This window comes from Streptomyces sp. NPDC055140 (genome assembly GCF_053607285.1).
This window is the reverse complement of record NZ_JBSGTG010000003.1, coordinates 515,915-530,525: the sequence shown is the minus strand read 5'-3', so window position 1 is coordinate 530,525 and position 14,611 is coordinate 515,915. Positions and strand designations below refer to the sequence as shown.

11 protein-coding genes are annotated in these 14,611 nt (G+C 69.6%); 10 read left to right on the top strand and 1 reads right to left on the bottom strand.

Features of this window, described 5'->3' with window-relative positions; genetic code table 11:
- Window positions 1-314 precede the first annotated feature (314 nt).
- From ACWFR4_RS10080 to hutH, 5 genes are all read left to right on the top strand, one after another.
- A complete protein-coding gene (locus ACWFR4_RS10080) occupies window positions 315-1,196 on the top strand; it encodes a biotin--[acetyl-CoA-carboxylase] ligase (protein WP_453467704.1) in 882 nt (293 codons plus the stop codon).
- A 375-nt stretch (window positions 1,197-1,571) separates the two neighbouring features.
- The gene (locus ACWFR4_RS10075; protein ID WP_453467702.1) at window positions 1,572-2,684 is read left to right on the top strand and encodes an adenylate/guanylate cyclase domain-containing protein; all 1,113 of its coding nucleotides are present in this window, start codon (window positions 1,572-1,574) and stop codon (window positions 2,682-2,684) included.
- 39 nt (window positions 2,685-2,723) lie between these two features.
- Complete coding sequence (locus tag ACWFR4_RS10070; RefSeq protein WP_453651850.1) at window positions 2,724-3,515, top strand: enoyl-CoA hydratase/isomerase family protein; 792 nt, start codon at window positions 2,724-2,726, stop codon at window positions 3,513-3,515.
- 65 nt (window positions 3,516-3,580) lie between these two features.
- Complete coding sequence (locus ACWFR4_RS10065; protein ID WP_453467700.1) at window positions 3,581-4,732, top strand: diguanylate cyclase domain-containing protein; 1,152 nt, start codon at window positions 3,581-3,583, stop codon at window positions 4,730-4,732.
- Window positions 4,733-4,796: 64 nt separating this feature from the next.
- On the top strand, window positions 4,797-6,338 hold the full coding sequence (gene hutH, locus ACWFR4_RS10060; RefSeq protein ID WP_453651874.1) for a histidine ammonia-lyase: 1,542 nt from the start codon (window positions 4,797-4,799) through the stop codon (window positions 6,336-6,338).
- Window positions 6,339-6,394: 56 nt separating this feature from the next.
- On the opposite strand, the gene ACWFR4_RS10055 is transcribed toward hutH, so the two are convergent.
- Window positions 6,395-6,679 carry a hypothetical protein gene (locus tag ACWFR4_RS10055; protein WP_453464604.1) on the bottom strand — a complete coding sequence of 95 codons (285 nt, stop codon included), beginning with the start codon at window positions 6,677-6,679 and terminating at the stop codon, window positions 6,395-6,397.
- A gap of 109 nt (window positions 6,680-6,788) precedes the next feature.
- On the opposite strand from ACWFR4_RS10055, the gene ACWFR4_RS10050 reads away from it, so the two are divergent.
- The 5 genes from ACWFR4_RS10050 (at window position 6,789) to ACWFR4_RS10030 (ending at window position 14,479) form a co-directional block, all read left to right on the top strand.
- Entirely contained in the window at window positions 6,789-7,133 is a 345-nt protein-coding gene (locus ACWFR4_RS10050; RefSeq protein ID WP_453464607.1) for a hypothetical protein, read from the top strand.
- 300 nt (window positions 7,134-7,433) lie between these two features.
- Window positions 7,434-8,690 carry a L,D-transpeptidase gene (locus ACWFR4_RS10045; protein ID WP_453464609.1) on the top strand — a complete coding sequence of 419 codons (1,257 nt, stop codon included), beginning with the start codon at window positions 7,434-7,436 and terminating at the stop codon, window positions 8,688-8,690.
- 140 nt (window positions 8,691-8,830) lie between these two features.
- The gene (locus tag ACWFR4_RS10040) at window positions 8,831-10,288 is read left to right on the top strand and encodes an ABC transporter permease (RefSeq protein WP_453464612.1); all 1,458 of its coding nucleotides are present in this window, start codon (window positions 8,831-8,833) and stop codon (window positions 10,286-10,288) included.
- Between the two features lie 50 nt (window positions 10,289-10,338).
- Complete coding sequence (locus tag ACWFR4_RS10035; protein WP_453464614.1) at window positions 10,339-11,025, top strand: ABC transporter ATP-binding protein; 687 nt, start codon at window positions 10,339-10,341, stop codon at window positions 11,023-11,025.
- A gap of 151 nt (window positions 11,026-11,176) precedes the next feature.
- On the top strand, window positions 11,177-14,479 hold the full coding sequence (locus ACWFR4_RS10030) for a S8 family peptidase (RefSeq protein WP_453464617.1): 3,303 nt from the start codon (window positions 11,177-11,179) through the stop codon (window positions 14,477-14,479).
- Window positions 14,480-14,611 lie beyond the last annotated feature (132 nt).

Here is a 14,611-nt window from a genome sequence, read left to right as displayed (position 1 = left end):
TGCTTCTCCACCGCGCGTGCGGAGCCGGCGTGCGTGGCCTCGTCGATCCGGCGCTGCAGGTCCGCGAGCTTCCCCGCGGTCGTGTGGATGTCGATGGCGCTGGACACGTTGGGCTCTTCCGGAACGGACATCGGGATGCGGCTCCCTGGCTGCTCAATGGGGACGTGAGGACGGGACGGGGCGATGTGGCGCGGCGGTGCGGTGCGGCGGGGTTGGGGGCTGGTTGAGGCCTGGCCCCGTTGCTACTGGCTCGTAGCGTAGTGGCGTGGATACCGTTCGGCAGTGCGGCGTTTACCACACCTAGGGTGGGTTGCATGACGCCCCGAAATGCTTCAGGTGATCCTTCCGACGCGAACGACGGTCAGCAGTGGTCGGACCTGGACCGGCCCCCGCTGAACGCCACCGCCCTGCGGCGCGCCCTCGTACGCGGAGGGCTTTGGTCCTCCGTCGACGTTGTTCCCGCCACCGGGTCCACCAACTCCGATCTCGTTGCCCTCGCCTTGAGCGGCAAGGCCGAGGAAGGGGCCGTCCTCGTCGCCGAGTCGCAGAGCGCCGGGCGCGGGCGGCTCGACCGGCAGTGGACCGCTCCTGCGCGGTCCGGGCTCTTCTTCTCCGTCTTCCTCAAGCCCGGCGCCGAAGTCCCCGTGGAGCGGTGGGGGTGGCTGCCCCTGCTCACCGGGGTGGCCGTCGCCACGGGGCTCGCGCGGTCCGCCGGCGTCGACACCGCCCTCAAGTGGCCCAACGACCTGCTGGTGAATGTGGGCGGCGAGGAGCGCAAGGCCGGGGGCATCCTCGCCGAGCGCGCCGGGGACGGTGTGGTCGTCGGGATCGGGCTCAACGTTTCGCTGCGCGCCGACGAGCTGCCTGTGCCGGGGGCCGGGTCGCTTGCCCTGGCCGGGGCCGTTTCCACTGACCGGGATCCGCTGCTGCGGGCCGTTCTCCGGTCGCTGGAGGAGCGGTTCGTCGGGTGGCGGGCCGCGGGTGGGGATCCTGCGGTGTCGCGGCTTCAGGAGACCTATGCGGCGGGGTGCGCGACGCTCGGGCGGAATGTACGGGCCGAGCTTCCTGGGGGGCTGGAGCTTGTGGGGGAGGCGGTTGCCGTGGACGGGGACGGGCGGCTCGTCATCGCCTCTGAGGACGGTGTGCAGCAGCCTGTGGGGGCGGGGGACATCGTTCATCTGCGGGCGGGGGGCTGACGGGCTTCCGGTGCGGGCCGGGGACAGCGCTGGGGTTCGTTCTCGGGTGCGTCGTCGTTCGTTGCGTCGGGGTGTCTTGCCTGTACGTGGTGCTGGCGGCTCCGCGCGCACATGCCCCCACGTCCCCTCCCGTCTCGTCTGCGGCTGTCCGCCCGGTGGGGCTCCCGGCCCTCGGGTCGCGGCTCGTACGCGGCCGACCGTTCGGTGGGTTCCCGGGTTTTGTACGTGGCTGGTCGTCGGTGGGATTTTCGCTTCGGTTTGTACTTGGCCGGGGGCTCGGGACTCGTGTGTGCTGTGGGAGTGAGCTGCGGCACACCTGCCGTAAAGTTGAGGCCGGTCGATACATGACCGTGGCAGATCGGAAGGGCAGCAGGCGTGACCGTCGACGACTCGGGCTCCGGCGCGGGCACCCCAACCGACATCGGGTCTGTCGAGGAAGGTGCCGGCGGTGAGGATCCGCTTGCCCTCCGTCTCGAACAGCTCATTCTTGGCGCGGAGCGGCGGTATACGCCTTTCCAGGCCGCGCGCAGCGCCGGTGTTTCCATGGAGCTCGCCTCCCGGTTCTGGCGGGCCATGGGGTTTGCCGACATCGGGCAGGCCAAGGCGCTGACCGAGGCCGATGTGCTCGCCCTGCGGCGGCTTGCCGGTCTTGTCGAGGCCGGGCTGCTCAGCGAGGCCATGGCCGTGCAGGTCGCCCGGTCCACGGGCCAGACCACCGCCCGGCTTGCCGAGTGGCAGATCGATTCCTTCTTGGAAGGGCTTACTGAGCCTCCCGAGCCTGGGATGACCCGTACCGAAGTCACGTATCCCCTGATGGAGCTGCTCCTGCCCGAGCTGGAGGAGTTTCTGGTCTACGTGTGGCGGCGGCAGCTGGCCGCGGCCACCGGGCGTGTGGTGCAGGCCGCTGACGATGAGGAGATGGTGGACCGGCGGCTTGCCGTCGGGTTCGCCGATCTGGTCGGGTTCACGCGGCTTACTCGGCGTATGGAGGAAGAGGAGCTCGGGGAGCTCGTCGAGGCGTTCGAGACCACCGCTGCCGATCTTGTGGCCGCCAACGGCGGGCGTTTGATCAAGACCCTGGGCGACGAGGTGCTGTACGCCGCCGATGACTCGGGGACCGCCGCCGAGATCGCCCTGCGGCTCATCGAGACCATGGCCAATGACGAGACCATGCCCGAGGTGCGCGTCGGTATGGCCTTCGGGACCGTCACGACCCGGATGGGCGATGTCTTCGGGACGACCGTGAATCTCGCCAGCCGGCTCACGTCGATAGCTCCTCGGGATGCCGTGCTCGTCGACGGCGCGTTTGCCGAGGAGCTGCAGCGGGCCGGAGAGGCGCCCGCTTCCGAGGCCGAGGCCGCCGCTCTTGCCGAGAAGGAGGGCGAGGACGCGCCCTCGTACCGCTTTGCCCTTCAGCCCATGTGGCAGCGGCCCGTGCGTGGGCTCGGTGTCATCGAGCCCTGGCTTCTGACACGGCGGCCGCTCTAGGATTCTGCCGTTGTTAACTGTCGTTAACCGGGAGGGTCTGTGAGCGAGCGGTTCGGAGAGTTCGTCGAGGTGCGGCGGCACGGCTTTGTCGCCGAGCTCGTTCTCGATCGGCCCAAGGCCATGAATGCCGTGTCCAGTGCCATGGCAGTGAGCGTCGGGGAGGCTTGCGCCTCTCTTGCGCTTGATGGTGGTGCTCGGGTCGTTGTTGTTTCTTCTTCCGCCTCTCGTGCTTTTTGTGTGGGGGCCGACCTCAAGGAGCGGAACTCCTTTTCCGATGCCGAGCTTCTTCGGCAGCGGCCTGTGACTCGGGGGGCCTACGGGGGCGTACTCGAGCTTCCTATGCCTGTCATCGCCGCTGTGCACGGGTTCGCCCTCGGTGGCGGGTTCGAGCTGGCTCTCGCCTGCGATCTCATCGTGGCCGACGAGACCGCTGTCGTGGGGCTGCCCGAAGTGTCTGTGGGTGTGATTCCCGGTGGGGGCGGTACGCAGTTGCTGCCCCGGCGCGTGGGGGCTGCGAGAGCTGCTGAGCTGATCTTCTCCGCGCGGCGTGTCGAGGCCCGGGAGGCCCTGGAGATGGGGCTTGTCGATCAGGTGGTGGGGGTGGGTGACGATCGTGAGGCCGCGCTTGAGCTGGCGGGGCGCATCGCCGCCCATTCGCCCGTGGGGCTTCGGGCCGCCAAGCGCGCTCTGAGGGTCGGGTACGGGCTCGATCTGCGCGCCGGGCTCGAGGTCGAGGACGCCGCGTGGAGGTCCGTCGCCTTCTCCGGCGATCGGGCCGAGGGTGTCGCCGCCTTCAATGAGAAGCGGGCGCCTCAGTGGCCCGGTGAATGACTATTCCTGGCCTCGTATGGGTCTTGAATGTATCGAATTGGGCTTTTCTTTCCTAATCTTGGCTTATGGGAGAGGAAGTGCGGTTGCGGGCCGTGGTCGCGATGGCGCAGGGGATGGCCGCGGCGCAGTCTCCGCGTGAGTCCTGGCGGGCCGCCGCACTCGGGGCCTGTCACGCCCTGTCCGGCACCTTCGCGGCTCTGTCCGTGTGGGAGCGGGAGCGCGGGCGGCTGCGCGTCCTGGTGAACGTGGGGGAGCGCGCCGAGGGTGAGGTCGAGTTCCCCGAGGACGAGGCCTATCCCGTTCACCAGTTCCCCGAGATCGCCGAGTTCCTGCACGAGCAGTGGGTGGGCGGGGGTGCTCCGCGCGCCTGGGTCGAGACCGCCGCCGGGACCGTGGAAGGCGGCGGCTACTGCCATCAGCGCGTCGCCGCCCTGCGCCGGCGCAGGCGCGGTTGCTGTGTCGTCGCGCCGATCGTGCTCCATGGGCGCGCCTGGGGCGAGTTGTACGTCGCCCGGCCCGAGGGCGCCGAGGTCTTCGGCGCGCACGATGCCGCCTTCGCCACCGTGCTTGCGGCTGTTGCCGCCGCGGGCATCGCTCAGACCGAGCGGCTCGAGGAGGCGCGGCGGCTCGCCTTCACCGACGCCCTGACCGGGCTCGCGAACCGGCGTGCCGTCGATATGCGCCTTGATGAGGCCATCGAGCGGCATAGCGTCGGGGGCGATGTCATTTCTCTCGTCGTTTGTGATCTGAACGGGCTCAAGCGCGTCAACGACTCGTTGGGGCACGCGGTCGGGGACCGGTTGCTGGAGCGGTTCGGGTCCGTTCTCTCGTTGTGCGGCGCGATGTTGCCGGGGACCCTGGCCGCGCGGCTGGGGGGTGACGAGTTCTGTCTTGTGGCGGTGGGGCCCGACGCCGATGACGTGGTGCGGGCGGGCGAGGAACTGTGTCTGCGGGCCTCCGAGTTGGAGCTGGGGGACGGGGTTGCCTGTGGGATCGCTTCTACCGGTGACCCGATCGGCGAGGTGCTCAGTGCGCGGCGGCTCTTCCGGCTCGCCGATGCCGCCCAGTACCGGGCCAAGGCGCTGCGGGCCGTGAAACCCGTTGTCGCCGGGAGGGACGGGCCCGACGATCCCGTCGTACGCCTTGCCGACTCGCCACCGCCCGCCGTCGGCGACAGTGAGCGGCGCCGGCTCAGGGGGCGGGACGCGGGGGCGTAAGGGGTCCATCCCGAACTCGGTCGTGACATTGAGCTCTTCACCTCGTACGCTCCTGAATATGGATATGCACACTGTGGTGGTGGTGGGGACGTCCGGCGTCAGCGCGGCAGATGTCGTCGCCGTGGCGCGGGCGAATGCCCGGATCGAGCTCTCCGAAGAGGCGGTGGCCGCCCTTGCCTCGGCCCGCGCGATCGTGGACGCGCTGGCCGCGAAGCCCGAGCCCGTGTACGGGGTCTCCACCGGGTTCGGCGCGCTCGCCACCCGGCACATCAGCCAGGAGCTGCGGGCTCAGCTGCAGCGGAACATCGTCCGCTCGCATGCGGCGGGAATGGGACCGCGCGTCGAGCGGGAAGTCGTGCGCGCGCTCATGTTCCTGCGGCTGAAGACCGTCTGCTCCGGGCACACCGGTGTGCGGCCCGAGGTCGCGCAGACCATGGCCGACGTGCTCAACGCCGGGATCACGCCCGTCGTGCACGAGTACGGGTCCCTCGGGTGCTCCGGCGACCTCGCGCCGCTCAGCCACTGTGCCCTGACGCTGATGGGCGAAGGCGACGCCGAGGGGCCCGACGGTGTCGTCGCGCCCGCCGGCGAGCTGCTCGCCGCCCACGGCATCGCGCCCGTCGAGCTGCGCGAGAAGGAGGGCCTCGCCCTTCTGAACGGCACCGACGGCATGCTCGGCATGCTCGTCATGGCGCTCGCCGATCTCGAGAACCTGTACAAGTCCGCCGACATCACCGCCGCCTTGTCGCTCGAGGCGCTCCTCGGTACCGAGAAGGTCCTCGCGCCCGAGCTGCACGCCATCCGGCCGCACCCCGGCCAGGGCGCCAGCGCCGCCAACATGCTGGCCGTGCTGAAGGGTTCGGAGCTCACCGGGCACCACCAGGACGACGCGCCGCGCGTGCAGGACGCGTACTCCGTGCGCTGCGCCCCGCAGGTCGCCGGGGCCGGGCGGGACACCATGGCCCACGCGCGGCTCGTCGCCGAGCGCGAGCTGGCGTCCGCCGTGGACAACCCCGTCGTGCTGCCGGACGGGCGTGTGGAGTCGAACGGCAACTTCCATGGCGCGCCGGTGGCTTACGTGCTCGACTTCCTCGCCATCGCCGCCGCCGACCTCGGGTCCATCGCCGAGCGGCGCACCGACCGCCTGCTCGACAAGAACCGGTCCCACGGGCTGCCGCCGTTCCTCGCCGACGACGCGGGCGTCGACTCCGGCCTGATGATCGCCCAGTACACGCAGGCCGCCCTGGTCAGCGAGATGAAGCGGCTCGCCGTGCCCGCCTCCGCGGACTCCATCCCGTCCTCCGCCATGCAGGAGGACCACGTGTCCATGGGCTGGTCCGCCGCCCGCAAGCTGCGTACCGCGATCGACAACCTGACGCGGATCGTCGCCGTCGAGCTGTACGCGGCCACGCGCGGCATCGAGCTGCGGGAGGGCCTCATGCCCGCTCCCGCCTCGCGCGCCGTGATCGATGCCGTACGGGCCGCGGGAGTTCAGGGTCCCGGCCCCGACCGGTTCCTCGCGCCCGACCTCGCGGCCGCCGACGCCTTCGTGCGCGGCGGGCACCTCGTCGCGGCCGTGGAGCCCGTCACGGGGCCGCTGGCCTAGGGGTTACGGAAACACGGGCGGGCCGCACCCTCGGGGTGCGGCCCGCCCTTCGTTGCTCAGAAGGCCGACTCGCGGCTCTTCCTGGCCGAGTACGTCAGGAAGCCCGCGCCGATCCCGAGGAACGCCGAGCCGCCGATCACGTACGGCGTCGTGTCGACCGTTCCCGTGTCGGCCAGGCGCAGTTGGCCCTCGGACTGCGTGTGTACCGCTGTCGCGGTCTGCTGCTGATCTGCCTCCGCTGTCTTCTCGGGCGTCGCGGTGGCGGACGGAACGAACCACAGAGCAGCCAGGAGTGTCCCGGCGGCAGTGGCGGTGAGCAGCGATCGTCGTGCGGCGGACACGGAATCGATCCCCCTTGTGGAGCTGGCGAATTGGCCGTGTGAGGCGATGTTAGTGAAAGGTGCGGGTCACAGGAAAGTCACGGGTGGGGTGAGGCATACGCTCCGTCGTATGAGCACCTCTGAGACATCACGATTTGTTCGGCTCCGCGTGGAATTGGTCCTGGAGATCGAGGACTCCGCTGCCATCACCGGGGCCGCGTTGCAGCGCATCGCCGAGGACGACGACATGGCGGCCGACGAGCGGGCCCACGCCGAGGCCGCCGTCAACGAGGACGAGGCGGAGGCACTCGCCTATCTCGTCGACCCGTTCGACCTGGTCAGCGAGGTGCCCGGGACGGACCTCGTACAGGCCTCCTGGTCCAGCGAACAGGTCGACTACGATCCCGATTCGCCCGAGTGGGACCTCGACGTGGATGATGACGACTCCGGCGACGCTCTCGACGCGGACGACTAGAGCGGGATGCGGCGGGATGCGGGGCCGGATCGGACCGCACGGACTCGGGACCCCGGGTGGCAACCGCCGGCCGGGGTTTCCTCGTCCCACAGGGGGTACCAGGAGGGTTCCGTTACCACTGGTGCATGCCTGGTCACGGGAGTTTCGACGTGTCATCCCCCACATCGGGGACGGAAAAGGAACGGGACGAACCGGTCATGGCGTTACATGGGCCATTGGGGATTTCCGCCTTGCGGGGATCGAGGCCTGCAGGGCCTTCCGGGTTGTTGGGGGAATTGGCGACGATGGAGGATGCGTGTGATGACGGACAGTAAGCGGCGCAAGGGCCTGATGGCCGCGTCCGCCCTGGTCGGAGGAGTGCTGGTGCTCTCCGCGTGCAGCGGAAGCGGCAGCCAGGCGAGCGGTACCGACGGCGGCGGCAAGAATTCGCCGCAGGCCCAGGTCGACGAGGCCGCCGCCAAGAAGACGTCGGAGGCGCTGATCAAGATCGCGCCGAAGGACGGCTCCGACAACGCCGGCATCAACAACGCCGCCGCCGTCACCGTGAGCAAGGGTTCGCTCACGAACGTGACGATGACGACCGCCGAGGGCGCGGCGGTCCAGGGGCAGATATCCGCTGACAAGAAGACCTGGAAGCCCGCGGGCCAGCTCCAGCGCGCCACCGTCTACAAGATCGCCGCCGAGGCCCAGGACTCCAGCGGCCGCGCGGCCCACGAGAACGCCTCGTTCACCACGGTTTCGCAGGCCAACAGCTTCATCGGCAACTTCACGCCCGAGGACGGCTCCACCGTCGGCGTCGGCATGCCGGTCTCGATCAACTTCGACAAGGCGATCGCGAACAAGGCCGATGTCCAGAAGGGCATCACCGTCTCCTCCAGCAGCGGCCAGGAGGTCGTCGGCCACTGGTTCGGCAACCAGCGCCTCGACCTGCGCCCCCAGGACTACTGGACGGGCGGCTCCACGGTCACGCTGAAGCTGAACCTCGACGGCGTCGAGGGTGCGAACGGCGTCTACGGCGTGCAGCAGAAGACGGTCACCTTCAAGGTCGGCCGCAACCAGGTGTCGACCGTCGACGCGGAGACCAAGACCATGACGGTCACGCGGGACGGCAAGGTCGTCAAGACCATCCCGATCTCCGCCGGTTCGCCGGAGAACAAGACGTACCAGGGCCAGATGGTGATCTCCGAGAAGTTCAAGGAGACCCGCATGGACGGCTCGACGGTCGGCTTCAAGGGCACCGACGGCAAGGGTGAGTACGACATCAAGGACGTGCCGCACGCGATGCGTCTGTCGAACTCCGGCACCTTCATCCACGGCAACTACTGGGGCGACAAGTCGATCTTCGGTGGCTCCAACACGAGCCACGGCTGCGTCGGCCTTGCCGACGCCAAGGGTGCCGACGACCCGAGCACCCCGGGCGCCTGGTTCTACGACAACTCCATGGTCGGTGACGTCGTCGTCGTGAAGAACACCGGCGACAAGACCATCCAGCCGGACAACGGCCTCAATGGCTGGAACCTGGACTGGGAGCAGTGGAAGGCCGGTTCGGCCGCCTGACGGTCCTCGGCCCGACAGTCCTCGCGGAAGGCCCGCACCCCGGCGACGGGGTGCGGGCCTTCGGGCGTTTCCGGAGAGTTCTCATCGGTCTCTTATCCTGGGCTTATCCGAACATCACGGTGTGTCCTTAGCTTCACGGCATGTTCTTCACCTACCTGAGGCGCGAACTGCGCCGCCGCAGAAAGGCGGCCCTCGTCGTCGCCTCCGGGCTCGCGCTCGGCATCGCGCTGGTCATCGTGGTCAACTCCGTGTCCTCCGGCATGAACCAGGCCCAGGACAAGGTCCTCCAGTCCCTGTACGGCCTCGGCACCGACATGACCGTCACCAAGGCCGCCGAGGCTCCCAAGAGCGGTGAGACCGGGCGGCCGCGGTTCGAGTTCGGCGCCAAGGACGACGGTGAGGAGCAGAGCAGCGACCGCGTCATGGTGCAGGGCTTCCAGACCCTCGCCTCGTCGACCGTCACCAAGGTCGCCGGCCAGAAGGGCGTCGCCGACTCGGTGGGCGGCCTCAGCCTCCAGGTGATGAAGGTCAGCGGCGAGTTCAAGCGCGGCCAGTTCAAGCAGGACCAGAGCGGCGGCGCCACCCGCCAGGGCGGTCCGGGCGGCTCCGGCAGCCAGCCGCAGGGCCAGGTCGAGGGCGGCGGCGCCTCCTTCGACGTCAACTCCTACAGCGTGTACGGCACCGACGTGGCCAAGCAGGGCCTCGGCCCGCTCACCTCCTCCAAGGTCACCAAGGGCCGTACGTTCAAGGCGTCCGAGACCGACGCCAAGGTGGCCGTCGCCGACACGTCGTACGCCAAGGAGAAGAAGCTCTCCCTCGGCGGCACGGTCAAGATCAAGGGCGTCAAGTACAAGCTCATCGGCATCGCGACGCCGGACAGCGGTGACGCTGCCGCCAATCTGTACGTGCCGCTGAAGCAGGCGCAGACCCTCGCCGGCGCCAAGAACAAGATCACCACGGTCTATGTGAAGGCGACCGACTCGCAGCAGATCTCCGCGGTCAAGGCCACCATCCAGAAGAACATCTCCGGTACGACGGTGACCACTTCGGCCGATCTCGCCGACACCGTCTCCGGCTCCCTGTCCACCGCGTCCGACCTCGCGGCGAACGTCGGCAAGTGGCTCTCCATCGCCGTGCTCGTCGCCGCGTTCCTCGTCGCGGGGCTGCTCACCTCGTCGGCGGTCTCCCGCCGTGTGCGGGAGTTCGGCACGCTCAAGGCGCTCGGCTGGAAGTCCGGCCGCGTCACCCGCCAGGTCGTCGGCGAGGCCGTCGTCAACGGGCTCGTCGGCGGCGCCCTCGGTATAGCCGTCGGCCTCGCGGGCGCCTACGCCGTCACCGCGATCAGCCCCACCCTCACCGCCGAACTCGGCTCCGGCGCGGGCGGCGGAGCCAGGGGCGGCGGCATGGCCATGGGCGGGGCCGGCATGCGCCAGAGCGCCGGCAAGACCCTCGACATCGCCCTCAGCGCGCCCGTCAGCGCCACCACCATCACGCTCGCCGTCGCCCTCGCCGTCGCCGGAGGCCTGATCGCCGGCGCCTTCGGCGGCTGGCGCGCCTCCCGGTTGCGCCCGGCCGACGCCCTGCGCCGCGTGGAGTAGCCGCACCGCGCGGCCTCCAGAACACCTCTACGTACCGCAGGAGTTGCACCATGTATCAGCTGAGAGGCGTCACCAAGCAGTACCGTCGGGGCAAGGCCACCGTCGACGCGCTCGTCGACGTGGACCTGACCATCGGCGACGGCGACCGGCTCGTCATCCAGGGCCCCACCGGCGGCGGCAAGTCCACCCTCCTCCAGATGCTCGGCGGGCTCGACCGGCCGACCGCGGGCAGCATCGAGCTCGACGGCGTCGACCTGGCGAAGCTCCCGGAGGCGCGGCTCACCAAGTTCCGCGCCGAGTCCATCGGGTTCGTGTTCCAGAGCTTCAACCTGATCCCGACGCTGAACGCTCAGGAGAACGTCGAGACGGCCCTCGTGCCGCTCGGCCTCAAGGCCGCCGACCGCCGCGAACGCGCCGCGCAGGCCCTGAATTCGGTCGGTCTCGGCGAGCGGCTCGGCCATCTGCCCTCGGAGATGTCCGGCGGCCAGCAGCAGCGCGTCGCCATCGCCCGCGCCCTCGTCAAGAACCCCAAGGTGCTGCTCGCCGACGAGCCCACCGGAAACCTCGACGAGTCCATGCGCGACGAGATCATGGACGTGCTCGAGACCATGTGGAAGGAGCACGGGCTGACCTTCATCATGGTCACCCACGACTCGTCGATCGCCCGCAGGGCGCCTCGCCTCGCCACCATCCGCAAGGGCCGGATCACCATCACAGAAAACTCAAAAGCTGTCTGATTTCAATCACTTCGGTGCACAACCGGTGACCCCCCTGCATCATCTCTCTGCAGGGGGGCCGCTCGGGTCTCCCACCGGTGAACTACCGTCACCAGGGGGAAAGTTGCACAGACAGGCACGAATAACCTCAAAGAGACGTAGCGCCACGACTGTGGCCGCCGCGGCGGCCGTCGTCCTCACCGCGGGTCTGACCGCCCCGGCCGTGGCCGCCGCCCCTGCGGCGCAGTCCGGCGAGGCCGCGAAGGCCGCGCCCAAGCAGCACATCACGCTCATCACCGGCGACCGCGTCACCCTCGACGCGAAGGGGAAGCCGGTCGGCTACCAGCACGCCAAGGGCCGTGAGCACATCCCCGCGCAGACGCGCACCGTCGGCGGCCACACCCTCGTGGTGCCGGCCGACGCGCAGCGCCTGGTCGCGAGTGGCAAGCTCGACCAGCGGCTCTTCGACGTCACCGAGCTCTCCAAGTCGGCCAACCGCAAGGCCCAGAAGCACGGCCTCAAGGTGATCGTCGGCTACCGGGGCACCGCGACCGCCGCCCGTGCCGACGTGCGCGACGCGGGTGACACGACGGTCCGCAGGACCCTCAAGTCCCTGAACGCGGACGCCGTCACGACGCCCAAGCAGGACGCCACCCGCCTCTGGGACGCCGTCACGACCTCCCGGGGCGGCACCGCCTCCGGCATCAGCCGCATCTGGCTCGACGGCGTGCGCAAGGCCAGCCTCGACAAGTCGGTCCCGCAGATCGGCGCCCCCAAGGCGTGGGCGGCCGGCTACGACGGCAAGGGTGTCAAGATCGCCGTCCTGGACACGGGCGTCGACGCGACCCACCCCGACCTCAAGGGCCAGGTCGTCGGCGAGAAGAACTTCTCCACCTCCGCCGACGCCGTGGACCGTTTCGGCCACGGCACGCACGTCGCGTCCATCGCCGCCGGTACGGGAGCCAAGTCGGGCGGCAAGTACAAGGGCGTCGCCCCCGGGGCCAAGCTGCTCAACGGCAAGGTCCTCAGCGACGACGGCTACGGCGACGACTCCGGCATCCTCGCCGGCATGGAATGGGCGGCCGACCAGGGCGCCGACGTCGTCAACCTCAGCCTCGGCGGCGGCGACACCCCCGAGATCGACCCGCTCGAGGCCGAGGTCAACAAGCTGTCCGCCGAGAAGGGCATCCTGTTCGCCATCGCCGCGGGCAACGAAGGCGAGTTCGGCGACTCGACCGTCGGCTCCCCGGGCAGCGCGGACGCCGCCCTGACCGTCGGCGCGGTCGACGGCAACGACAAGCTGGCCGACTTCTCCAGCCGCGGCCCGCGCATCGGCGACGGCGCCGTCAAGCCGGACGTCACCGCCCCCGGCGTCGACATCACGGCCGCCGCCGCCCCGGGCAGCGTCATCGACAAGGAGGTCGGCGAGAACCCCGCCGGCTACCTCACGATCTCCGGTACGTCGATGGCGACCCCGCACGTCGCGGGCGCCGCCGCGATCCTCAAGCAGGAACACCCGGACTGGAAGTCCACCGAGCTCAAGGGCGCCCTCACCGGCTCCACCAAGGGCGGCAAGTACACGCCGTTCGAGCAGGGTTCGGGCCGCATCCAGGTCGACAAGGCCATCCAGCAGACCGTGTTCGCCGAGCCCGTCTCGGTGAGCTTCGGCGTCGCGCAGTGGCCGCACACCGACGATGCCGCGATCACCAAGAAGGTGACGTACAGGAACACCGGCGACAAGGACGTCACTCTCGACCTGACGGCCACCGGCACCAACCCGAAGGGCCAGGCCGCCCCGGCCGGCTTCTTCAAGCTCGGTGCGACGAAGGTGACCGTCCCCGCGGGCGGCACCGCCTCCGTGGATCTGACCGCGAACACGAAGCTCGGCGGCACGGTCGACGGCGCGTACTCCGCGTACGTCGTGGCGACGGGCGGCGGCCAGTCCGTGCGTACCGCGGCCGCCGTGCAGCGCGAGGTCGAGTCGTACGACGTGACGCTCAAGCACATCGGGCGCGACGGCAAGGACGCCCAGGGCTACGAGACCTCCCTGGCCGGCATCGGTACGGACGCCTACTTCAACGCCTACGACCCGAACTCGGGCACCGTCAAGGTCCGTGTTCCCAAGGGCAGTTACATCCTGAACGAGTACCTGGTGGCCGACCCCGAGGACTTCTCCAAGGGCGCCGACTGGCTGGTGCAGCCGAAGCTGGACGTCACCAGGAACACGACGGTCACGCTCGACGCCCGCACCACCAAGCCCGTCGACGTCACCGTCCCGGACGCCGCCGCCAAGGGCGTCCTGGCCGCGCCCGAGTTCACGCTCGACACCGCCGACTCCTCGTCCGGCTATGGCTGGATCCTGGACTCGTACACCAACTTCCGCACCGCCGGCCTCGGCCCGGAGCCGACCGGCGTCAAGCTCCAGCAGCAGTGGACCGGTGTGTGGGCGAAGGGCACCGACACCGAGTACGACACCGTCGCCGGCGGCGCCGTCAAGAAGCTCGCCACCGGCTACACCAAGCACTACAAGGCGAGCGACCTGGCCACGGTGAAGGTCGGGCTCGGCGGGGCGGCCAAGGACAAGACCGGCTCCGTGGGCGCGATCGGCATGCTGCCCGTCAGCTCCGGCGGCTGGTTCGTCGCCATCGACCAGAAGCTCCCCGGCACCCGCACCCTGCACCTGTCCACCGCCGACAAGGTGAAGTGGGGCCTGGAGTTCTCGCAGAACGGCCCCGAGGACAGCGACGGCTTCCCGACCGAGGAGGCCTCCTACACGCTCGGCACTCCCCAGTCGTTCCAGGGCGGCAAGGCGTACGAGAAGACGTTCAACACCGGCGTCTTCGGCCCCCGCATCGGCGGTGGCTACGGGGTCTACCGCGACGGCAACGAGATCTACGGCAACCTGCCGATGTACGCCGACGGCAAGACTCACGCCGGCTACTCGCAGTACCTCTCGGTGAAGACCACCCTCTACAAGGGCAGCACCAAGGTCGGCGAGAACGACGACCCGCTGGTCGGCGAGAAGCCCTTCAAGGTCACCTCCGGCGACGCCGAGTACAAGCTGTCGACGTCCATCAAGCGCAGCGTCAAGATCGCCGCGGCCTCCACCCGCGTCGACGCCAGCTGGACGTTCCGCTCGAAGAAGCCGGCCTCCTCCGACGAGGCGGCCAAGCTGCCGCTGTCCACGGCCCGCTTCGCCGCGGCCGTCGGCCTCGACAGCACCGCCCCCGCCGACCGGACCCAGTCGGTCCCCGTCACCGTCCAGGGCGCGGCCGCGGGCAGCAACCTCAAGTCGCTGGCCGTGTACGTCTCCTACGACTACGGCCAGACGTGGAAGAAGCTGGACGTCAAGAACGGCAAGGTCACCGTGAAGAACCCGGCCAAGGGCAAGGCCGTCTCCTTCCACGCCAAGATCGCCGACAAGAAGGGCAACAAGTCGACGATCTCGGTCTACAACGCGTACTACGGCAAGTAGCCGCGACGCGTGGCGTAGGCGCGCTACGCCCGCCGGCGTAGTGACGGGCATGGCCCGTTACGCTCAGCGCTGACAGCCCAGGTGGCCCGTCCCGACCTCATGGCCGGGGCGGGCCACCCGTGTTTTGCTGAC

Bases quoted from the DNA above. Each gene is read 5' to 3' on its own strand.
- ACWFR4_RS10045 (WP_453464609.1), top strand. From the start codon at position 7,434: ATGACGGACAGTAAGCGGCGCAAGGGCCTGATGGCCGCGTCCGCCCTG.
- ACWFR4_RS10040 (WP_453464612.1), top strand. From the start codon at position 8,831: ATGTTCTTCACCTACCTGAGGCGCGAACTGCGCCGCCGCAGAAAGGCG.
- ACWFR4_RS10050 (WP_453464607.1), top strand. From the start codon at position 6,789: ATGAGCACCTCTGAGACATCACGATTTGTTCGGCTCCGCGTGGAATTG.
- ACWFR4_RS10035 (WP_453464614.1), top strand. From the start codon at position 10,339: ATGTATCAGCTGAGAGGCGTCACCAAGCAGTACCGTCGGGGCAAGGCC.
- hutH (WP_453651874.1), top strand. From the start codon at position 4,797: ATGCACACTGTGGTGGTGGTGGGGACGTCCGGCGTCAGCGCGGCAGAT.
- ACWFR4_RS10080 (WP_453467704.1), top strand. From the start codon at position 315: ATGACGCCCCGAAATGCTTCAGGTGATCCTTCCGACGCGAACGACGGT.
- ACWFR4_RS10065 (WP_453467700.1), top strand. From the start codon at position 3,581: ATGGGAGAGGAAGTGCGGTTGCGGGCCGTGGTCGCGATGGCGCAGGGG.